The sequence below is a fragment of the Thalassococcus sp. BH17M4-6 genome (assembly GCF_049323015.1).
Classification (GTDB): domain Bacteria; phylum Pseudomonadota; class Alphaproteobacteria; order Rhodobacterales; family Rhodobacteraceae; genus Puniceibacterium.
In genome coordinates this window covers 49,767-69,693 of the sequence record NZ_JBMPGU010000017.1, presented here as the reverse complement: position 1 = coordinate 69,693, position 19,927 = coordinate 49,767, and the positions used below count along the sequence as shown (strand labels likewise).

The 19,927-nt window shown below is 65.9% G+C and carries 21 protein-coding genes, 1 tRNA gene and 1 pseudogene; 12 read left to right on the top strand and 11 right to left on the bottom strand.

Features of this window, described 5'->3' with window-relative positions; genetic code table 11:
- The coding region (locus tag ACOXXX_RS19195; protein ID WP_422828232.1) for a bifunctional 5-dehydro-2-deoxygluconokinase/5-dehydro-2-deoxyphosphogluconate aldolase at positions 1-1,766 on the bottom strand (1,766 nt) is incomplete at its 3' end.
- A gap of 213 nt (positions 1,767-1,979) precedes the next feature.
- Here ACOXXX_RS19195 and htpX point away from each other — a divergent pair.
- Positions 1,980-2,903 carry a zinc metalloprotease HtpX gene (gene htpX / locus ACOXXX_RS19190; RefSeq protein ID WP_422828231.1) on the top strand — a complete coding sequence of 308 codons (924 nt, stop codon included), beginning with the start codon at positions 1,980-1,982 and terminating at the stop codon, positions 2,901-2,903.
- Between the two features lie 189 nt (positions 2,904-3,092).
- Here the strand turns inward: htpX and ACOXXX_RS19185 are convergent.
- Positions 3,093-3,166 (bottom strand) — tRNA-Cys (locus ACOXXX_RS19185).
- A 133-nt stretch (positions 3,167-3,299) separates the two neighbouring features.
- Between ACOXXX_RS19185 and ACOXXX_RS19180 the strand changes: the two genes are divergently transcribed.
- The 6 genes from ACOXXX_RS19180 to ACOXXX_RS19155 all read left to right on the top strand — a co-directional run bounded on the left by ACOXXX_RS19180 (position 3,300) and on the right by ACOXXX_RS19155 (position 8,353).
- Complete coding sequence (locus ACOXXX_RS19180) at positions 3,300-3,644, top strand: DUF883 family protein (protein WP_422828230.1); 345 nt, start codon at positions 3,300-3,302, stop codon at positions 3,642-3,644.
- Entirely contained in the window at positions 3,645-4,004 is a 360-nt protein-coding gene (locus ACOXXX_RS19175) for a phage holin family protein (RefSeq protein ID WP_422828228.1), read from the top strand. It abuts the gene before it with no gap.
- Between the two features lie 45 nt (positions 4,005-4,049).
- A complete protein-coding gene (locus ACOXXX_RS19170) occupies positions 4,050-5,120 on the top strand; it encodes an AI-2E family transporter (RefSeq protein WP_422828226.1) in 1,071 nt (356 codons plus the stop codon).
- Positions 5,121-5,234: 114 nt separating this feature from the next.
- Positions 5,235-5,888 carry a protein-L-isoaspartate O-methyltransferase family protein gene (locus ACOXXX_RS19165; protein WP_422828225.1) on the top strand — a complete coding sequence of 218 codons (654 nt, stop codon included), beginning with the start codon at positions 5,235-5,237 and terminating at the stop codon, positions 5,886-5,888.
- Between the two features lie 58 nt (positions 5,889-5,946).
- On the top strand, positions 5,947-7,353 hold the full coding sequence (locus tag ACOXXX_RS19160) for a TolC family outer membrane protein (RefSeq protein WP_422828224.1): 1,407 nt from the start codon (positions 5,947-5,949) through the stop codon (positions 7,351-7,353).
- 82 nt (positions 7,354-7,435) lie between these two features.
- Positions 7,436-8,353 carry a hypothetical protein gene (locus tag ACOXXX_RS19155; protein ID WP_422828223.1) on the top strand — a complete coding sequence of 306 codons (918 nt, stop codon included), beginning with the start codon at positions 7,436-7,438 and terminating at the stop codon, positions 8,351-8,353.
- 113 nt (positions 8,354-8,466) lie between these two features.
- Here the strand turns inward: ACOXXX_RS19155 and ACOXXX_RS19150 are convergent, their stop codons facing one another.
- A complete protein-coding gene (locus ACOXXX_RS19150; RefSeq protein ID WP_422828222.1) occupies positions 8,467-8,787 on the bottom strand; it encodes a DUF6280 family protein in 321 nt (106 codons plus the stop codon).
- A gap of 217 nt (positions 8,788-9,004) precedes the next feature.
- On the opposite strand from ACOXXX_RS19150, the gene efp reads away from it, so the two are divergent.
- Entirely contained in the window at positions 9,005-9,568 is a 564-nt protein-coding gene (gene efp / locus ACOXXX_RS19145; RefSeq protein WP_422828221.1) for an elongation factor P, read from the top strand.
- 42 nt (positions 9,569-9,610) lie between these two features.
- Here the strand turns inward: efp and ACOXXX_RS19140 are convergent, their stop codons facing one another.
- Together ACOXXX_RS19140 and ACOXXX_RS19135 are read right to left on the bottom strand one after the other, a co-directional pair.
- Positions 9,611-10,399 carry a fructosamine kinase family protein gene (locus ACOXXX_RS19140; RefSeq protein WP_422828220.1) on the bottom strand — a complete coding sequence of 263 codons (789 nt, stop codon included), beginning with the start codon at positions 10,397-10,399 and terminating at the stop codon, positions 9,611-9,613.
- Positions 10,396-11,133 carry a YgfZ/GcvT domain-containing protein gene (locus ACOXXX_RS19135; protein WP_422828236.1) on the bottom strand — a complete coding sequence of 246 codons (738 nt, stop codon included), beginning with the start codon at positions 11,131-11,133 and terminating at the stop codon, positions 10,396-10,398. The genes ACOXXX_RS19140 and ACOXXX_RS19135 overlap by 4 nt, the downstream gene beginning before the upstream one ends.
- A gap of 83 nt (positions 11,134-11,216) precedes the next feature.
- Here ACOXXX_RS19135 and ACOXXX_RS19130 point away from each other — a divergent pair, with 83 nt between their 5' ends.
- Positions 11,217-11,894, top strand: a complete 678-nt coding sequence (locus ACOXXX_RS19130; protein ID WP_422828219.1) for a TIGR04283 family arsenosugar biosynthesis glycosyltransferase — start codon at positions 11,217-11,219, stop codon at positions 11,892-11,894.
- 6 nt (positions 11,895-11,900) lie between these two features.
- Here ACOXXX_RS19130 and ACOXXX_RS19125 read toward each other — a convergent pair whose 3' ends face one another.
- Positions 11,901-13,616 carry an ABC transporter ATP-binding protein gene (locus ACOXXX_RS19125; protein ID WP_422828235.1) on the bottom strand — a complete coding sequence of 572 codons (1,716 nt, stop codon included), beginning with the start codon at positions 13,614-13,616 and terminating at the stop codon, positions 11,901-11,903.
- Positions 13,617-13,645: 29 nt separating this feature from the next.
- Positions 13,646-14,350: a tyrosine-protein phosphatase gene (locus ACOXXX_RS19120; RefSeq protein ID WP_422828217.1), complete on the bottom strand. Its 705-nt coding sequence runs from the start codon at positions 14,348-14,350 to the stop codon at positions 13,646-13,648.
- A gap of 160 nt (positions 14,351-14,510) precedes the next feature.
- On the opposite strand from ACOXXX_RS19120, the gene ACOXXX_RS19115 reads away from it, so the two are divergent.
- Positions 14,511-15,707 carry a pyridoxal-phosphate-dependent aminotransferase family protein gene (locus tag ACOXXX_RS19115; protein ID WP_422828216.1) on the top strand — a complete coding sequence of 399 codons (1,197 nt, stop codon included), beginning with the start codon at positions 14,511-14,513 and terminating at the stop codon, positions 15,705-15,707.
- Positions 15,708-15,719: 12 nt separating this feature from the next.
- Here the strand turns inward: ACOXXX_RS19115 and ACOXXX_RS19110 are convergent, their stop codons facing one another.
- The 4 genes from ACOXXX_RS19110 to ACOXXX_RS19095 form a co-directional block, all read right to left on the bottom strand.
- Positions 15,720-15,899 carry a hypothetical protein gene (locus ACOXXX_RS19110; protein WP_422828215.1) on the bottom strand — a complete coding sequence of 60 codons (180 nt, stop codon included), beginning with the start codon at positions 15,897-15,899 and terminating at the stop codon, positions 15,720-15,722.
- A 92-nt stretch (positions 15,900-15,991) separates the two neighbouring features.
- Positions 15,992-17,116, bottom strand: coding sequence for a pyridoxal phosphate-dependent aminotransferase (locus ACOXXX_RS19105; protein ID WP_422828234.1), 1,125 nt, complete (start codon positions 17,114-17,116; stop codon positions 15,992-15,994).
- A 49-nt stretch (positions 17,117-17,165) separates the two neighbouring features.
- Positions 17,166-17,489: a DUF1992 domain-containing protein gene (locus ACOXXX_RS19100; RefSeq protein WP_422828214.1), complete on the bottom strand. Its 324-nt coding sequence runs from the start codon at positions 17,487-17,489 to the stop codon at positions 17,166-17,168.
- A 54-nt stretch (positions 17,490-17,543) separates the two neighbouring features.
- Positions 17,544-17,843: an isocitrate lyase/phosphoenolpyruvate mutase family protein gene (locus ACOXXX_RS19095; protein ID WP_422828213.1), complete on the bottom strand. Its 300-nt coding sequence runs from the start codon at positions 17,841-17,843 to the stop codon at positions 17,544-17,546.
- A gap of 143 nt (positions 17,844-17,986) precedes the next feature.
- Between ACOXXX_RS19095 and ACOXXX_RS19090 the strand changes: the two genes are divergently transcribed.
- Positions 17,987-19,273 carry a lipoprotein-releasing ABC transporter permease subunit gene (locus ACOXXX_RS19090; RefSeq protein WP_422828212.1) on the top strand — a complete coding sequence of 429 codons (1,287 nt, stop codon included), beginning with the start codon at positions 17,987-17,989 and terminating at the stop codon, positions 19,271-19,273.
- Positions 19,266-19,799: pseudogene (locus ACOXXX_RS19085) on the top strand (ABC transporter ATP-binding protein); the annotation flags it as partial. The gene ACOXXX_RS19090 and the pseudogene ACOXXX_RS19085, both read left to right, overlap by 8 nt.
- Between the last annotated feature and the right edge of the window lie 128 nt (positions 19,800-19,927).

Below are 19,927 nucleotides of genomic sequence, written 5' to 3'. Positions count from 1 at the left end.
CCCACGGCGAATCCCTTGACCAGCGGTTGCCGGGCGGCCAGCGCGAAAGAGGCGGCAAGCTCTTCCTCGGGCGCGTCCAGCCCCAGCACCACGATCCCGCGCGTGCGTGGGTCGTTGCGTTCGATGGCGGCGACGGCACTGGCCCAGGCGGCTTCGGTCTTGAACGGCTCCAGCTTCCACCAGTCGGGAAAGACGCCCGCGTCATAGAAGCTCTGGATCAGCGTTGCTGACGTGTCATCATCGACCGGGCCGACCTTCGACGGGATGATTTCCAGCAGGAATTCCAGCCCGTTGCGCCGCGCGGCGGTAAAGAGCCGCTTGACCCGCGCGATCTGCATCTTGGCGGTCTTGTCGTCGTCATCGGGGTGGCAGAAGACCAGCAGCTTGACGACGTTTTCCCGCGCCCATTCGCGCAATCCGCCCAGATCGTCGCCCAACTCGGGCTCGAACGCGATGGGTCGAGACCCCGGAAGCTCGGTCGGGCGACCGATCCAGAGGCCGCTGCCGGTGGCCCGGTGCAGGGCACTGCGCCCGATCCGGTTGTCGCAAAGAATGCCGTAGCCGGGCTGGCCATTCTGAACTTTCAAAGCCGCATCGAGGCACAGTTCCTTGAATTTCCCGCCCTTTTCCGGCGTGTAACCCTCCATCTCTTCAAGCTGAAGGCGGTGGTCAAAGGCGAAGGTCTTGACCGAAGACCAGTCGCCATGCCGGTTGGTGGCCCAGTGCACCTGTTCCAGCTCGGCATCGTTGCGCAGGTCTGGCCGCTTGATCCCGCGTTCAAAGAAGAACTGCAGCTCATCCCAGCTGGGGTAGGCGGGGGTGCAGCCATGACGGCTGACCGCGAAGGCACCGCAGGCATTGGCGTATTTCAGCGCCGTGGGCCAGTCCGCCCCGTCGAGCCAGCCTTTCAGCAGGCCGGACATGAACCCGTCGCCGGCCCCCAGCACGTTGAAGACCTCGATGGGAAACCCCGGCCCGGCCTGGCCATCGTCGAGGCTGTCGGGGATATCGCCGGTGAAGGCCACCGCGCCCGCCGCCCCGCGCTTGCACACCAGCGTCGCGCCCGACACGGCCCGGACCGCACGCAAGGCGGCAATGGTGTCGGTGCTGCCGCCGGCGATGTGGAACTCCTCTTCGGTGCCGACGATCAGATCGAACAGATGCAGCGTCGACTGCAATTTCGCCGTGACCGCCGCGCTTTCCACAAACCGGCTTTCGCCGTCGCCATGTCCCGCCACGCCCCACAGGTTCGGGCGGTAGTCGATGTCGAGCGCGGTCTGCTGCCCGTTCGCCCGCGCGATTTCGAGCGCCTTGATCGTCGCGGCCTCGACCTCGGGGTGGCTCAGATGCGTGCCGGTGGCCACCACCGCCCGGGCAGAGCGGATGTAGTCGGGGTCGATATCGTCCTCGGTCAGCCCCATGTCCGCGCAGTTTTCGCGATAGAAGATCAATGGAAAGCTGTCCTGATCGCGGATGCCCAGCAGTACCAGCGCGGTCAGCCGGTCCGGGTCCGTCTTGACGCCGCGGGTGTCGACCCCTTCGCGCCCCAACTGCTCGCGTATGAACCGCCCCATGTGCTCGTCACCCACGCCGGTTATCAGCCCCGATTTCAGCCCCAGCCGCGCGGTGCCGCAGGCGATGTTGGTGGGCGAGCCGCCGATGTATTTGTCGAACGACCCCATATCCTCAAGCCGCCCGCCAATCTGCGCGCCGTAAAGATCGACCGAAGACCGGCCAATGGTGATCAGATCAAGGGGTTTGGACACGGTGGAAAGCCTCTTTTGTTTGTAGGATTCTATAGAAGCCGGCATACCATTTCGGCAAGGCTTTGGCCCGTTGGCCTGCCGCGATCAAGGGTCCGGGGCATTGCCGAAGGCGGTTCGCCGCTGTCAAAGTGCGCGCGGCAGCGCAGTCTTGCGCAGGTCTTCGGGCGCCCCATATCTTTCCTTGCTCCGCAGTTCGAGGTTCGAGAGACGATCATGGGATATGTAAAGACAGCCATTCTGATGGCCGCGATGACCGCGCTCTTCATGGGGGTGGGCTATCTGATCGGCGGGTCGGGCGGTGCGGTGATCGCCCTGGCCGTCGCTGCGGTGATGAACGCCTTTTCCTGGTGGAATTCGGACCGGATGGTCCTGCGCATGCACAACGCGCAGCCGGTGGCGCCGGGCGACCGCCTGGGCCTGCACGCCATGACAGCCGAACTTGCGCGCAACGCGGGCCTGCCCGAGCCCAAGGTCTATCTGATCGACACGCCGCAGCCCAACGCCTTTGCCACCGGGCGCAATCCCGCCAACGCCGCCGTTGCCGTGACATCTGGCCTGATGCGCAGCCTGACGCGGGAGGAACTGGCAGGCGTTATCGCGCACGAGCTGGCCCATATCCGCAACCACGACACCGCGATCATGACTGTCACCGCGACCTTCGCCGGTGCAATCTCGATGCTGGCGAACTTCGCCCTGTTCTTCGGCGGCTCGCGCGAGCGGATGGGCCTGATCGGTACGCTGGCGATGATGTTCCTGGCGCCATTGGCGGCAGCCCTGGTGCAGATGGCGATCAGCCGGACGCGGGAATATGCCGCCGACAAGGCCGGCGCCGAGATCTGCGGACAGCCGCTCTGGCTTGCGTCGGCGCTGGAAAAGATCGCCAGCGGCGCGGCCCGGATCGACAACCACGCGGCGGAACGCAATCCCGCGACGGCGCACATGTTTATCATCAACCCGCTGCACGCACACAACCACGACAGCCTTTTCGCCACCCACCCCGCGACCGAAAACCGGGTGGCCGCCCTGCTTGCGATGGCTTCTGAAGGCGGGCCCGGGTCTGGTGTCCGCGCACAGCCGCTGTCAAGCAGCCGGGTGCCGCGGGCGGGCAAACGCAACGGCGACGGGCCTTGGGCCTGAAGTCCAACGGCTGCATTGTGTGCAGGTGCGGCGCGCGGCACTGACAAGATTTCAGCAGACTCGGTCTTCCGCGCGAAACACTTGCGACCGTCCCCACCGCGAACCGCTACGACACTCCGCTTCCTTGAAGTGCCGCAAATGACACTGGGCCAGCGGTCTGTTCAGCATGGTGAAGTCATTGAAAATGCTTGGAGGCGGGTACCGGAATCGAACCGGTCTACACGGATTTGCAATCCGCTGCGTAACCTCTCCGCCAACCCGCCGGAGCGTGCTCTGACTAGGGGGTCGCAGGCGTGGCGTCAAGCGGATTGCGCGAGGGCGTTCACGCCATTTTCAGGGAACCCTTGCCGCGCACGCGCGTTGGCCCCCCGACACATGCACGAAAGGATGCCTATCATGGCGACGACAACCACGACAGCGGCGAGCAAATCCGCACAGAGCCCGAAGAGCGATTATGACGAGTTGAGCGATCAGATGAAGACCATCCGGTCCGATATTTCGAGCCTGACCGAGCTCTTGAGCGAGATCGGTGTGCGCCGCAAGGACGAAACGCTCGAGGCCGCCCGCGAGCGCGCGAAACGCATGCGCAACGATGCATCTGACAAGTTCGACGATGCGCGCGATCAGGCAAACGAAATGCGAGATCAGGCGCTTGACGCGGTGCGTCGCCAGCCCGGCACGGCAATCGCGATCGCGGTTGGTGTGGGCTTTCTCGCGGGCGTCTTTTCGGGTCGTCGCTAAGTGCTCTTGTTCCGCACGATCGGTTACGCGATAGAACGGCGCATTCGCGCCGCGACCCTATCGTTTTTCGCCGGGATCCTCTTTCTTGTGGGTCTCGGCTTTCTTACGTCGGCACTTTGGATGGTGCTGTCCACATGGCAGGATCCGCTTTTTGCCGCTCAGGTTCTGGGCAGCGGGTTCGTGGGCCTGAGCGCCATCGTCTTTCTGATTGCCAAGATCGTGTCGCGACCGCGCCGGGTTGTTCCGCCGCCTGCCGCGCACGCAAGCCAGACCGACCCTTTGATCCAGATGCTGGAAGGATTCCTTCTGGGCATGGACGCAGGGCGACGCACCCGCAGGACGCGCCGTCGCGAAGATTAACCGGGGAGGGGTATCCGCAGGCCCCGCCTTGAAAGGACAACAGCCGTGCAGACCGAGTCTCGCGCCCTGCGTGCCAGCATTATCCTGCTGGCATGCCTCGGGGCGCTCACAGCGCTTTACATCACACAGGATGTCGCCGCCCCGATGACGTTGGGCGTGATCACGGGCATCGTTCTTTCGCCGGTGATGGACGGCGTGCGCCGTCTGGGTGTTCCGGCGGGCACCGCGGCAACGCTGATCCTTCTGGTGACAATCGCCGCCATCGGCGCGCTCATCTTTGCGATCGAGCCGCTTATCTGGCGGATCATGGACGAAATCCCCAACATCCGGCGCGAACTGCGCTCGATCATCTATGACTTCCAGGGCCTGATCCAGGGTATCGACGACGTCAACGAAGAGATGAAAGAGGCACTCGGCGGTGCCGAGGCAACGGCCCAGGGCGATGGAGGAGACACGAAAGAGGCGCTGGACGAGCTGCCGTCGGTCACGGACGCGCTGTTCCTTGCGCCGGTGATCATGGCGCAGATGCTTGTGTTTGCGGGCACGTTCTATTTCTTTCTTCTGACCCGGAATGAGCTTTACGCGGCCCTCGCCCGGCGGATCGGCGGCATTGCCGACACCAGCCGCATTTCGAAGCGGTTCAGGACCGCGGAATATCTTGTGTCGCGCTATTTCTTCGCGATTTCGGTGGTCAATGCAGGCCTTGGTGCGGCGCTGGGGACCTATCTGTCGCTGATCGGCCTGCCGCTGCCGCTGGTCTGGGGCTTTGCCGCCTTCCTGCTCAACTACGTTCTCTATGTGGGCCCCGCGATGGTGGCGATCGGCCTGTTGCTGAGCGGTCTGATCCATTTCAACGGCGTCATGGCGATTGCCCCGATGGCGGGGTTCCTCCTGCTCAACATGACCGAAGCACAGTTCGTCACCCCCGCGATGGTCGGGCGGCATGTGTCGCTGAACCCCTTGGTGGTCTTCCTGTCGCTGGTCTTCGGCATCTGGTTCTGGGGTCCCATCGGTGGCATCGTGGCGATCCCGGTGATCGTGATCGTCGTGGCGCTGCTGGATGACGTGGCGACCGAACGCATGCGCCGCGAGCAGGAAGAGGCGGCCAGCAGCTAGGCAGGCAAGCCTCACACGAGGCATCATGACGCGAAATCTGTGCGGTGGACATTGCCGCAGCGTGGCATCTGTGGCAAAAGCAAAGGACACCCTCTGAACGAAAGAGTTTAGTAGATGTCCGACTACGCCAGCCGCCGCCGCATGATGGTCGACACGCAAGTGCGCCCTTCGGATGTGACCAAGTTTCCCATCATCGACGCGATGCTGACCGTCCCACGCGAAGCCTTTGTGCCGCGTGACCGGACCGAAGCCGCATATGTCAGCGAAAACATAGACATCGGCGGGGGGCGCGTGGTGCTGGAACCGCGCACTTTTGCGAAGATGCTGGATGCGCTGGACATCGGAAATTCGGATCTCGTGCTCGATGTCGGGTCGGGGCTGGGCTATTCCGCCGCCGTCATCGCGCATATGGCCGAAGCGGTCGTCGCGGTCGAGGAAGACACCGATCGTGTGGGCGAGGCGGAAACCCTGCTGGCCGAACACCATGCCGACAACGTGATCCTGCATGGCGGGGCGCTGACCGACGGGGCCGCGGAGCACGGCCCCTATGACGCCATCCTGATCGAAGGCGGCGTCGAAGAGGTGCCCGCCAGGATCACCGATCAGCTCAAGGAGGGCGGGCGCATGGCCTGCCTCTTCATGGAAGGCCGACTGGGCGTCGTGCGCATCGGCCACAAGATCGACGGCGGCATGTCATGGCGCTACGCGTTCAACGCCAGCGCGCCGCTGATCCCGGGATTTGAAAAGAAGCGGGCATTCGCGCTCTGACGGGCGACGGACACGGCCCGACGATGGCAGTGCAGAGACAGGCAACAGGACGAGCGGCATGACATTTCGGTTTTTGACAAGAACCCTGGCGGCCTCGGTCGTCGCCTTCGGCGTGTCCGCGGCGGCGCAGGCCGACACGCTGGCGGATGCGCTGGTGGGGGCCTACAACTCCAGCGGTCTGCTGGATCAGAACCGCGCGCTGCTGCGCGCCGCGGACGAGGATGTGGCCCAGGCCATGGCGGCGCTGCGCCCGGTGATCAACTGGGCCGGGGACGTCACCCGAAGCTTTGGCACCTCGCGTAGCGCCAACACGCTGGGCACTGTCGTCGGCAGCGCCAGCAACACCGCAAGCATCGCGCTGGTAGGGGAACTGACGCTTTATGACGGCGGCCAGAATCGTCTGGCGATCGACGCAGCGAAGGAATCGGTGCTGGCCACGCGGCAGGCGCTCATCGCGATCGAACAGCAGGTGCTGCTGCGCGCGGTGCAGGCCTTCATGGAGGTGCGGCGCGCGACCGAAACCGTGGCCCTGCGCCAGAACAACCTGCGCCTGATCACCCAGGAACTGCGCGCCGCCCGCGACCGGTTCGAGGTGGGCGAGGTCACGCGCACCGATGTCGCCCTGGCCGAGGCGCGGCTGGCCGCCGCCAAAAGCAACCTTGCCGCCGCCCAGGGCACCCTGCGCAGCGCGCAAGAGGAATACCGCGTTGCAGCCGGCCGCAGGCCCGGGCCGTTGACCCCGCCCAGCCGGGTGCCGGAACTGCCGCGCGACCTGGACACCGCCACGGCCATCGCGGTGCGCACGCACCCCGAACTGCGCCGTGCGCAGCGGCTGGTGACCGTGGCAGAGCTGAGCATCCAGCGCGCCAAGGCTGCGATGAAGCCGACGGTGTCGCTGACCGGGCGGCTGTCGGTGACCGAAAATTTCGACAACAACAGCTTTTCGCGCGGCGGCTCTGTCGGGATCGAGGCGGGGGGCCCGATCTATCAGGGCGGGCGGCTGTCGTCGCTGGTGCGGCAGGCGATGTCGAACCGCGATGCGCAGCGCAGCAACCTGCACGTGGTGCGGCTGGGCATCGAACAGAACGTCGCAAATGCGCTGGTGCAGCTGAACGTCGCCCGCGCCAGCCAGGCCGCCGGCGACGATCAGGTGCGGGCGGCGCAGGTCGCGTTTCGCGGTGTCCGCGAAGAGGCGACGCTGGGTGCGCGCACGACGCTTGATGTGCTCAACGCCGAACAGGAGTTGCTGGATGCCCGCGCCGCGCTGATCTCGACCACGGTCGATGAATTCATCGCCGCCTACACGGTTCTGGCGACGATGGGGCGGCTCACGGCGAAGGACCTTGGCCTGGCGGTGCAGCGCTACGATCCGACCGAGTATTACAACCTGGTCAAGGACGCGCCGGTGCTCAGCCGTCAGGGCGAAAAGCTCGACCGTGTCTTGCGTGCCTTGGGAAAAGAATAGAATTCTTTGCATCTGTTGTGCGGAATCGCGCCGCGCGCTATCCTTTGCGCGAGGTGAGAGTGGTAGAATAATGTCAGACCCCGTGAAAAACGCGGACATTGAGGATGTTCTGTCCTCTATCCGCAGACTTGTCTCCGAAGATGTGGGCGCGCAGCGCTTCACGCCGAAACCGGCGCCGGACAGGTTGGTCCTGACGCCGTCGCAACGGGTGACGGAGCCGCAATCCGACAGCGCGCCAAAGACCGCCGCTGAGGAAACCGATCCAGAGCCCGTGCTGCTGACCCAACCGATGTCGACGGAAGCGTCGGGGGAAGAGGCTGCTGACGAGGCCGCACCGGTTGACCTGTCGCGCATGGTGGAAGAGGAAATCGCCACCGCCCTGAAGGATTTTGCCCATTCCGAGGAGGATGAGGCCGAAGGCACGGAGCAAGGCGAGGCGGAGGAGGCCCACGACTCCGACGCAGAGGATACCGCAGAGCCCGCGCCCGAAGAGGAGAAAGAGTCCGAGCCCGAGATGACCGAGGAGGCCGCCGCGTCCGAGCCGGAAGAGGCCCCCGAAGATCCTCCGGCTGTGCATGCGCAACCCATGCCTTCTCTGGAACAGAAAGTGGCGGAGCTTGAGGCGATGATCGCGCAAAGCGGCGGCGACTGGGAGTCCGACGCGCCCGGCGACGGCGACAATGCCGCCTTCCTGCACGAACCTGATGAGCCGATGGCCTGGCAGGATTATTCGGAGCCCGAAGACACGCCTGTCAGCGACGCGCGCGTCGCCTACCTCAATCTGCGCCGCGAGGCCGAGGATGAGGACGGTTCAGACGATACCGCCGATCTGGGCGCCGACGAGGCGCCGATGCTCGATGAAGAGATGCTGCGCGACATGGTGGCCGACATCGTCCGGCAGGAACTGCAAGGCGCGTTGGGGGAACGGATCACCCGCAACGTCCGCAAGCTTGTCCGCCGCGAAATCCACCGCGCCCTGATCAGCCAGCAGCTCGACTGAATTCGACAACCGCCGCGCAGCGCCGTGGCCTGTGCCGACCGGCGCCTGAGATCATCGCAACAAAAAAGCGCGTCCCGAAGGACGCGCCTTGATCTGGACCGTGTGCGGACTAGTCAAGCGGCTTCGGCCTGCAGCGCCGCGTTTCGACGTTCGCTTTCTTCGCGCGACAGCGCGACCGAGGTGCGCACGCCCTTGGATACGAATTCCATCAGGCCCGCGACCACGCGTTCGTTCGGGTCGATACCGGCGCAGGAAAGCACCTCGCGCCCGTCGCGCGACCGTGCCCAGCGGGCAATCTGTTCGGGGCCATTGCCGTACTTCTTGTCGTCGGCAATCGCGTCATCCAGCGCAGCCAGCACAACGGCGGCGAACAGTTTGCGGGCGCGGTTGCCCTGTTCGCTGTTGTAAGCTGTTCCGTCAACGAAATCTCTCATGTTTCGTCCTTTGATTATTGCTCTTGTCTTTTCAGGCGTGAGGGGGGTTATGGCCTATTCCATACGATTCGGATACCCCGTTATCGCATAGCTCCCATGCGCCTCACACATGCCTTGCTGCCAATGCAGCACGATATCTGGTTGTCTTGCAGTGTCTCTACACTCCAGATATAGGTCCGGCCAATCTATCATCAACCTTTTGCCATGGTTTTGCCACATGCCCAAGATCAACGGAAACGAGATTCGCCCCGGCAACGTGCTGGAGCATAACGGAGGCCTGTGGGCCGCCGTCAAAGTCGACCATGTCAAACCCGGCAAGGGTGGCGCGTTTGCTCAGGTCGAACTCAAGAACCTGCGCAATGGTTCCAAGCTGAACGAACGCTTTCGGTCCGCGGACAAGGTCGAACGGGTGCGGCTGGAACAGAAGGACATGCAATTCCTGTTCGAATCCGACGGCATCCTGACCTTCATGGATACCGAAACCTACGATCAGGTCGAACTGCCCTCCGATATTCTGGGCGAACGCCGCCCGTTCCTGCAGGACGGCATGACGATCACGGTCGAATTCCACGAGGCTGAAGCGCTGAACGCGACGCTGCCGCAAAAGGTCACCTGCGTGGTGACCGAGACCGAGCCGGTGGTCAAAGGCCAGACCGCTGCCAACAGCTTCAAGCCCGCGGTGCTGGACAATGGGGTCAAGGTCATGGTGCCGCCCTTCGTCGGTCAGGACGAGGCGATCATCGTCAACACCGAGACCATGGAATATTCCGAACGCGCCTGACCGGGCGCTTGGGAAGACAGATCGCCGGGCTGGGCCGCGTGCTCAGGCCCCGGCGGCGTCGAGCAGTCGGGACACCATGCCACGGTAGCCTGCGCCGAAGAGGCGCAGGTGCACGAGAGCAGGCCAAAGTTGGTAGATCGGTCTGCGCGCCTCCGCACCCGGTGGCACGGGGCCATAGCCGTCGTGAAACGCGGCGGGCGGCGCGCCGAAGAGCGACAGCATGGCCAGATCGACCTCTGCATCACCCACATAACAGGCCGGGTCGATGAGGAACGCCGCATCGGCGGTGAAGAGCAGGTTGCCGGACCACAGATCGCCGTGCAGCAGGGCGGGGTCGGGGCGTTTCGGCAGAAGGTCGGGCAGGCGGCGGGCCAGCGCCTCGATCCGCTGTGCGACATCCCCGGGCAGTGATTCAACTCCTGACAACAGCCGTCGCTCGGCCCAGAAGGCGGGCCAGTCGTCGCTGCGGGCGTTGTCGATGCGCACCGCGCCAAACGCATAGTCTTCATCCCAGCCGTAGCTTTCGCCACGGGCGCGGTGCAGGTCGGCCAGCGCCCGGCCCATCTGGCGCCAGAGCGTCGGCGTCGGGGTGCTCTCCTCCAGATAGCTCAGGCAAAGCTGCACTTTCGCCACCTCGAGCACCTGCGGCACCGGCGCGCCTGCCTCGGCCAGCGCCGTCAGCATCCGGCCTTCGACATCCACCAGCGGGCCGCGCTTGATCACGACCCGGCGGCCGTCGGCCAGGGTCGCCAGCGCAACCTCGGACAGGTCGCCGCCGTGCAGCGGGCGGGTGTCGATGATGGCTTTGTCCAGTACCCGGGCCTGCGTCATCCCTGCCGGATCACCTTTGCGGATCCGGCGGTCATCGGACCCGTGGCGCGGTCAAAACGCAGATAGGCCAGCCCCGCCCCGCCTGACTGGGTAAAAAGCGTTCCGGCCATCTTGCCCTCTGCCGTGATCTCGGTCCCGACCGGGGCGCTGCCGTCGACGGCGACCTGGGCCAGCCCCTTGCGCAGCTCGGTCTTGTGCTTCATCCGCGCCGTGACCTCCTGACCGACATAACAGCCCTTGCGGAAATCGACGCCGTTTAGCCGCTCGAACGCCATCTCAAGGATGAAACTGTCCGGCGTCAGTTCGACCCCGGTTTCGGGCACGCCCGCCTGCACGCGCAGCGCGTCCCAATCCGCTGCATCGCCGCTTTGGCCATGGTAGCCGCGCCAGCCCATGCGCGGATCGCGCGGGTCGGCAAAGGCGCCGTCGGGCGGCGCGCCGGTGCCGCGGCTGACGGCAACTTCCGTCCGCTCCAGCGTGACCTTCGAACGCAGCTTGTACATCGAAAGCGCCCATTCCAGATCATCGGCCAGCGGGGTCGCGACATCAATCAGGATCGCATCGCCGTCGGGCACCAGAAAGAAATCCGCGCGGTACTTGCCCTGCGGGGTCAACAGCGCGGCATAGACCAGCCCGTCACGCAGGCGGTCCACGTCGTTCGTGACCAGTCCCTGCAGGAAATGGTGCGCGTCCGGGCCGCCGACCTTGAGAACCGTGCGGGCGCTTTTGGACATGTCGGACATAAAGATTCCCCTTGCAGTCATATTTGTCATATAGCAACCCCGCCGCCCGACAACAGGGCCAACCGAAAGACACCATGCGCGCGCCGATATCCGTGATCATCCCCACGCTCAACGCCCAGGCCAGCCTGCCGGGATGCCTTGCCGCACTGGTCGAGGGGGTGAGTTCCGGGCTTGTCCGCGAGGTCATCGTGACCGATGGCGGATCGCAGGACGACACCCGCCAGATCGCGGATGACACCGGCGCCGTCTGGGTCGTCGGCGCGGCATCGCGGGGCGGGCAATTGCGGCGCGGCGCGGCGCAGGCGCGGGGGGACTGGCTGCTGGTGCTGCATGCGGACACAGTGTTGCAAAGCGGATGGAGCGTTCATGCCGCCCGCGCGGTCGAACGCCCCGGGGCCTATTATTTTCGCCTGCAGTTCCGCGCCGACGGGGCCGCCCCCCGGCTGGTCGAGGGCTGGGCAAACCTGCGCTCGCGCCTGCTGGGGCTGCCCTACGGCGATCAGGGTCTGCTGATCGACCGTGCGCGGTTCGATGCGGCGGGGGGCTATCCGGACATTCCGCTGATGGAGGACGTGGCCCTGGCGCGATCCTTGCGTGGGCAGTTGCGCGGGTTGCCGGTGCGGGCGCTGACCAGCGCGGCGCGCTACGAGCGGGCCGGGTGGCTGCGCCGGGGCAGCCGCAACCTGCTGACGCTGGCGCGCTATTTTCTGGGGGCCGATCCGGAGCGGTTGGCGCAGCACTATCGCCGCTGAGGCCGGTCAGCCGTCGGCGAATTGCAGGCGGTGCAGTTCGGCATAGGCGCCGCCCCGGGCCAGCAGTTCGTCATGGGTGCCATGATCGACGACCCGGCCCTGATCCATCACCACGATCTTGTGGGCGCGGCGGACCGTGGCCAGCCGGTGCGCGATCACGAGCGTTGTGCGGCCTTCTGCCAGCCGGTCCAGCGCCGATTGCACAACCGCCTCGGATTGCGCATCGAGCGCGCTTGTCGCCTCGTCCAGCAGCAGCACAGGCGTGTCGCGCAGCAGCGCACGGGCGATGGCGACGCGCTGCCGCTGCCCGCCCGACAGGTTCGATCCGCGCGGGCCCACCGGGCTGTCGATCCCGTTGGGCAGACGCGGCAGAAAATCGGTGACATGGGCGGCATCCAGCGCCGCGCGCAGCCGGTCCTCGGACACGTCGGTCTGTCCCAGCAGGATGTTTTCGCGCAGCGTTTCGTCGAACAGCAGCGCATCCTGCGACACGACCGAGAAAAGCGCGCGCAGATCCGCCAGCCGCATGTCGGCCACGCCCACGTCGCCCACGGTCACCGTGCCGCTTTCCACATCGACCAGCCGGGTCAGCACGTTGAAGATGGTGGATTTGCCGGCCCCCGACGCGCCCACCAGCGCAGTGGTCTGTCCGGCCTCGGCCACCAGGCTCGCGCCGCGCAGCACGGCGGTGTCGCCATAGCTCAGGTGTACGTCGCGCAGCACGATCTGCGGCACGCCCTCGGGGGCCGGGACGGGATGTGCGGGGTCCACGAGGTCGGGCTCAAGCTCCAGCAATTCCTTGATCCGTTCGATGCTGGCTGCGGCGATCTGCCAGACGCCGCTGAAGGCCCCCAGCCGCCGCAGCGGTTCGAACGCCAGCCCGAGTGCGGTGAAAAAGGCCATGGTGTCGCCCACGGTCTTTTCGCCCGAGATGATCTCGGATCCGCCGTAGATCAGCACCACCACGAACCCCACGCCCGACATGATGTCGATCAGCCCCGGGATGGCGGCCTGACCAAAGCTCGACCGCACCTCGGTCCGGATGCGGGTTCGGGTCAGGTCGCGATAGCGTTTCCACTGGTAGCGTTCCAGCCGGTTGAGCTTGACCGGGACGATGCCGTGAAAAACCTCGTTGAGCCGGGTCGACAGGCTCGCCGCCACGTCGCGGGCGATGCGGGCATTGGCGCGGACAAAGCGTTGCAGGAACATCGCGGGCGCCACCAGCAGCGGCACGCCGACAAGCGCGGCGGCGGTCCAGCGCCAGTCGACGTTGATCGCCACGGCAAACAGCGCGAAAAGCGCGATCACGTCGCGCCCCGCGCCGGTGATCAGCGTGCTCCAGACCTTGTTGATGGCGTTCACGTCGCCTTCGATCCGCTGCATAAGGTAGCCCGGCGGATAACTTTGGTGAAACGGCGCGTCGAGCCGCATGAGATGCGCCAGCAGATCCTGCCGGATATCGGCCACGGTCAGCTGGGAGATCCGGGTCAGCAGCACCTTTTGCGCCACGCTCGACACCGCGCGGATCGCGAAGATGCCAAAAATCGCGCCTGCCACCCAGACCAGCGCCGAGGCGCTGCCGCCCACCAGCACCTGATCGAACATCGGCTTCATCATGTAGCTGAGAAAGCCGAACATCGACCCTTCGACCGCCATGAACACCATGGCCACGATCAAGAGCCCAAGATGCTTGCGCAGATAATTGCGCCAGAGCCAGCCCATCAGGCCGCGCGGGTTGGGCACCGTGTCGGTCACTCGGACATGTCCACAAGCGCGGGCGGGATCTTGGACTCATACGCTGCCTGCATCGCCGATCCGTGGTATTCGGTGCGGATCCAGTCCTCGAACCCGATGGGGTCGCGGGCGGTGCGCGCGGCATAGACGTCGAGGATGTAGTCCTGCACCCCCGTGGCGGTGAAATCGAGGTGAATGTATTTCAGGCCCAGTTGCTTTTTCGCGACCTCGACAGGCTGGTTCTCGAACACCATCAGGTACATGGCGGCCACGAACCCGGCCCTGTCGGCGCCGGATTTGCAGTGGAACATCAGCGGCTTTTCGGCTGTGCGCAGCGCGTCGATCACGCCGACGATGCGTTTGCGCGGGGCGGCGGTGCGGGCCCATAGCTTGGCATTGACCAGCGTCAGCCCCAGCGCCTCTGCGCTTTCCTTTTCAAAGTAGTAATGCGCCTGGTTGTCCTCGCCGCGCAGGTTGATCACCGTCTTGATCCCCATGGCCGCGTATTTTTCGAACCGCGCGTGCGTGGGCTGGTTCGACCGGTAGACGCCGGGCGCGACCTTGAAGAAATTGCTCCAGAATACGCGCAGAAAGGCGTGGTCGAAGACGTGGTAATGCAGCTTGGCCCAGAACCGCCCGCGTGGCGACGCGATGTCCTTGCCGAACGACCGGCGCAGCCGTCGCTCCGCATCCTCGATCCGGGTCCAGAGTTTCATCAGCATCGCGGGTTCTTTCCTGGCTCGCAGCCCGGGTGTAGTGGCTGCGGCGGGGGCTGGCAAGCATCGGGGCCAGCGGATGAAATGCGGGCCGGGGCGATTGACGCGGCCGCCGCGCCCGCTAGGGTCGCCGCATCCGCCTGTCCTTTCCAGCCACGAGGTTCCGATGACGCTTGCCCAGGGCCGCCCCTATCTTGCCATTCCCGGCCCGTCGGTCATGCCCGACGCGGTTCTGCGCGCGATGCACACGCCCGCCCCCAACATCTACGAAGGGGCGCTGCCCGAGATGGTCGCGGGCCTCATGCCCGATCTGCGCCGGGTGGCCCGGACCCAAGGCGACGTGGCGATCTACATTGCCAACGGCCACGGCGTATGGGAGGCGGCGCTGGCCAACACGGTGCCCGAGGGCGCAACCGTGTTGATCCCCGCCACGGGCCGTTTCGGCCATGGCTGGGGCGAGATGGCGACAGGCCTCGGGATCGAGACGCAGGTGCTGGATTTCGGGCGCCAGACGCCGATCGACGCGCAGGCCGTGGCCGCGGCCCTGCGCGCCGACACCGGTCAGAAGATCAAGGCGGTGCTGGCGGTGCATGTGGATACCTCGTCATCGGTGCGCAACGACATTGCGGCGTTGCGCCGGGTGCTGGACGAGGTCGGCCATCCGGCCTTGCTGATGGCCGATTGCATCGCGTCGCTGGCCTGCGACGTGTTCGAGATGGACCGCTGGGGGGCGGATGTCACGATCACCGGCTCGCAAAAGGGACTGATGACACCGCCGGGGCTGGGGTTCGTCTTCTTCAATGCGCGCGCCGCCGCCGCCCGGGCCGCCATGCCCCGGGTCAGCCGCTACTGGGACTGGTCGCCGCGCGCCAACCCGGAAGAATTCTACCAGTATTCCTGCGGCACCGCCGCCACCCATCACCTGCTGGGCCTGCGCGCGGCGCTGGACATGATCCATGCCGAAGGGATCGAGTCGATCTGGGACCGGCACGCGAAACTTGCCCGCGCGATCTGGGCGGCGGTCGACGCCTGGGGGCAGGGTGGGCCGCTGCGGCTCAACGTCGCTGACCCCACGCATCGCAGCCACGCCGTGACGGCGCTGCGGATCGGCGCGCCCTTTGGCGCGCAGCTGCGCCGCTGGACCGAGGTCAACACCGGCGTGACGCTGGGGATCGGGCTGGGCATGTCGGAACCGGAAGATCCCAAGGGCACAGGGTTTTTCCGCTTCGGTCACATGGGCCATGTCAACGCGCATATGATCATGGGCCTGCTGGGATCGGTTGAGGCGGGATTGTCGGCGCTGGACGTGCCTTACGGTCCGGGGGCTCTGTCGGCGGCGGCCGAGGTCATCGCGGCCGGCTAGGGGGCCAAGCGCTCAGGCGCGGCGCCGCGCCAGCACGTCGATCAGCCAGTTGAGTGCGAGCGCGGCAAAGATCACGACGGCAAAGCCGAAGACCGCCCAGATCACGCAGAAGAGCCAGACGAGGTTGACCAGCCCCATGGTCAGGGCGGCGTTGGTGTAGTTCGGGGCCTTGGGCCGGTCGTCGCCGCGCATGCTGGTCTCTCCGACAGTCCGAGATGCCCCAAGGATAGGCGCAGACTGTCCGCTGCCAAGTCAAAACTTCGCTGGTGGCGTCGGGCCGCCGGTCAGGCCTTTTGCGTTGATCCGGCCCGCGCGGCCTCCAGCGCCTTGGGCAGGGCTTGGGCCAGGCACTCCAGATCCTCGGGCTTGCCCGCGCTGATGCGGATGCAGCGGTCCTGCGGGGCGACGAACGGCATGCGGATGAACACGCCTTCCTGGATCAGCCCGGCCAGCACGGCGCGGGCGAAATCGCCATCCGCGCCACAATCCACTGTGACGAAGTTGGTGGCCGAGGGCAGCGCCGTCAGCCCGTTGTCGACGGCGATTTCGGCGATGCTGTCCTTTGCCGTCCCGACCAGCGCCACCACCTTGTCCAGCCAGTCCTGATCCTGAAGCGCGGCCAGCGCGCCCGCCTGCGCCATGCGGTTCATGCCGAAATGATTGCGCACCTTGTCGAAGGCGCGGATCAGTGGTTTGGCCCCATAGGCATAGCCGACGCGCGCGCCCGCCATGCCGTAGCCCTTGGAAAAGGTGCGCATGCGGATAAGCCGCGGGTCTTCGACGTCGATCTCGGGCGAGGTGCCCTGCGGCGCGAATTCGACATATGCCTCGTCCAGCAGCAGAAGCGTGCCGTCGGGCAGCTTGTTGAGCGCGGCGGCGACAGCCGCGCCGGTGTGCCAGCTGCCCATCGGGTTGTCGGGATTGGCAAGGTAGACCAGCTTGGCATCCACCTCGGCGGCCTTGGCCATCAGTGCGTCGATGTCCTCGTGATCGTTGCGGAATGGCACCTTGTGCAGCATGCCGCCATAGCCCGCCACATGGTAGTTGAAGGTGGGATACGCCCCGTCCGAGGTCACCACCGCGTCACCGGGCGCCACCAGCAGGCGCACGGCATAGCCCAAAAGCCCGTCGATGCCTTCGCCGATCACGATGTTCTGCGATGTCACGCCAAGCCGCAGAGCAAGTTCCGCTTTGAGGTCGTGGTTCGTGGCGTCGGCGTATTTCCAGCTGTCGGCGGCTTCGTCCTGCATCGCGGCAATGGCCCAGGGCGACGGGCCGAAGACCGATTCGTTGGCCCCAAGCCGGGCGCGGAAGGTCCGTCCGAGGTCGCGTTCCTGCACCTCAGGGCCGACGAAGGGCACGGTTTCGGGCAGCGACTGGATGAGGGCGGGATAGCGGGGTCCTGTGATCATGGCGGCCTTATGCCAGCCCTTGGGGCGCGGAAACAAGTGCGCGCGGTCAGAGCCTGCCGGTCCGCTTGTCCCGCGCCAGGTTGTGGCGCAGGTCCAGATCGGCGATTTCGCGCATCAGTCGGGCGCGCGCCTCGGGGTCGGCGGTAGCGGCAAAGGCGGCGCGCGCCTCTGACAGGGCGCGGCGCAGGCGCAGTTCCTCGGGCACAGCGCCGGATTTCGCCATCATCTGGAAGCCCGCCGCCTCGACCGGGTCGACAAAGGCATCGCTGCGGGTGGGCAGCGGGCGGCCTTCGCCCGGCAGACCGCTGAGGCTGCCATCCTCGATCGCGTCCTGAATCTGACGCTCCACGATATGTTCGAATCCGCGCATGGATCAAAGATTAGGGCAGGGCGTCCGCCGCTGGCAAGCGCCTGCTTGGCGCGATCAATCATTCTCGGCCATGTCGCGTCGGTCGAGCCGGTCCTGCGACATGAGTGCCGCAACCTCGGCATCGGCAATGGCCTCGGCGGCATAGGTAAAGATCTCGTCTCGCCCCAGACCGGCGAAGGAGTCCCGCCGTCCCTTTGCAAAGGCATGGCCCGCACTCGTGGTGGCCAGCGCGGCGAACCCCGCGTGGGTCAGCAGCCGCGCTGACCCGGCATCCCAGGGGTTGGGCATGACGAACGCCCCGGGGCCCGCGTGCAGGCCCTTGAAGGCCTCGAATTTACGCCGCTGTTCCATCATCGCCCCCCGTTATCCTTCTTCAGCATAGGCATTTGGAACGAAATGTGAACGCGTTTCCCCTCTGCGCCCTGTCGCAAGGGCGGTCCTTGACCCTGCCGCCCGCAAGGGCCACTTTCCGCGCGAGCAGCAGAAAGGCACGTCACGTGGCCAAATCCCCGCCCCCCTTCGCCCCGTTCGAATGGATGATCGCCTGGCGCTATCTGCGCGCCCGCCGCGCCGAAGGCGGTGTCAGCGTGATGACGTGGATCAGCCTGATCGGCATCACGCTCGCGGTCTTTGCCCTGATCGCGACGCTGGCCGTCCGGTCGGGGTTCCGGGCCGAATTCGTCGACACGATTCTGGGATCGAACGCCCATGCCACGGTCTATTTCAGCTCTGAAGTCGATGATCTGGGCAATACCGACCGCAGCATCGCGGAGTACGAGGCTCTGGCCGACCGGATAGCACGGGTGCCGGGCGTGACACGCGCCGCGCCGCTGATCAAGGGGCAGGTCATGGGCACCGCCAATGGCCGCAACGCGGGCGTCGAAACCTACGGCATCCGGCCCGCCGACATCGCGACGCTGCCGCGCATCGCCGATCCCGACGCTTCGAGCGGCGATCTGGCGCGCTTTGGCGAAGGCATCGCCATCGGATCGGGCGTGGCGCGGGAACTGGGCGTGGACGTGGGCGACAGCATCCGCCTGATCTCGCCCGACGGGGTCAAGACGGCGTTCGGCACCAGCCCGCGCGTGAAGGCCTACGAGGTGGTCTATATCTTCACCGCCGGGCGCTATGACATCGACCGCACCCGGGTCTACATGCCCTTTGACGAGGCGCAGCTTTACTTCAACCGCGAAGGCGTGGCCGACGAGGTCGAGGTGATGGTCGCCGATCCCGACCGGGTCGAGGAAATGGCCCTGCCGCTGATGCGCGCGGGGGGTGAACGGGCGCTGATCTGGACCTGGCAGGACGCGTCGGGCGGGTTTCTGCGCGCGCTCGAGATCGAGGATAACGTGATGTTCGTGATCCTGTCGATCCTCGTGCTGATCGCGGCGATGAACATCGTGTCGGGCCTGATCATGCTGGTCAAGAACAAGGGCCGCGACATCGGCATCCTGCGCACCATGGGGCTGAGCGAAGGGTCGGTGCTGCGGGTGTTTTTCATCTGCGGATCGTTCACCGGGCTGATCGGCACGGCCGTGGGCGTTTTGCTGGGGTGCCTCTTCGCGCTTTATATCGACCAGATATTCTCCTTCGTGAACTATGTCGCCGGGGGCGGTATCTGGGACCCCAGCATTCGCGGCATCTATGCGCTGCCCGCGAAGTTGCAGCTGGGCGATGTGCTGTCGGCGGTGACCTTGTCGCTGGGGCTGTCTTTCATCGTGACGATCTTTCCGGCCCGCCGCGCGGCCCGCATGAACCCGGTCGAGGCGCTGCGCTATGAGTGATCCGGTGTTGCATCTTGAAGGGATCGAGAAGGTTTACAACCGCGGCGAGCCGGGAGAGATCCACGTTCTGCGCGGCGCATCGCTGACGGTGCAGCCGGGCGAGATCGTGGCGCTGGTGGCGCCCTCGGGTGCGGGCAAGTCGACGCTTCTGCACATCGCGGGGCTTTTGGACACTCCGGATGCGGGGCGGGTGCTGATCGGCGGGGCCGACATGACCGGCCAGTCCGACCGTAGGCGCACGGCGCTGCGCCGCGACGGCGTGGGCTTCGTCTATCAGTTCCACCACCTGCTGCCCGAGTTTTCGGCGCTGGAAAACATCGTCCTGCCGCAACTGGCGAACGGCACGGGCCGGGCCGAGGCCGAGGCCCGGGCGATGGCGCTTCTGGAAACGGTTGGCATCGCGCCCCGCGCGACCCACCGGCCGGCTGCGCTGTCAGGCGGCGAACAGCAGCGCGTGGCAGTCTGCCGGGCGCTGGCCAACCAGCCGCAGCTTCTGCTGGCGGACGAACCCACCGGCAACCTCGATCCCGAAACCTCGGATCAGGTCTTTGCGGCGCTGACCGCCCTGGTGCGCGACACCGGCCTTTCGGCGGTGATCGCCACGCACAACCTCGAACTGGCCGCGCGCATGGACCGGCAGCTGCGGCTGGATCA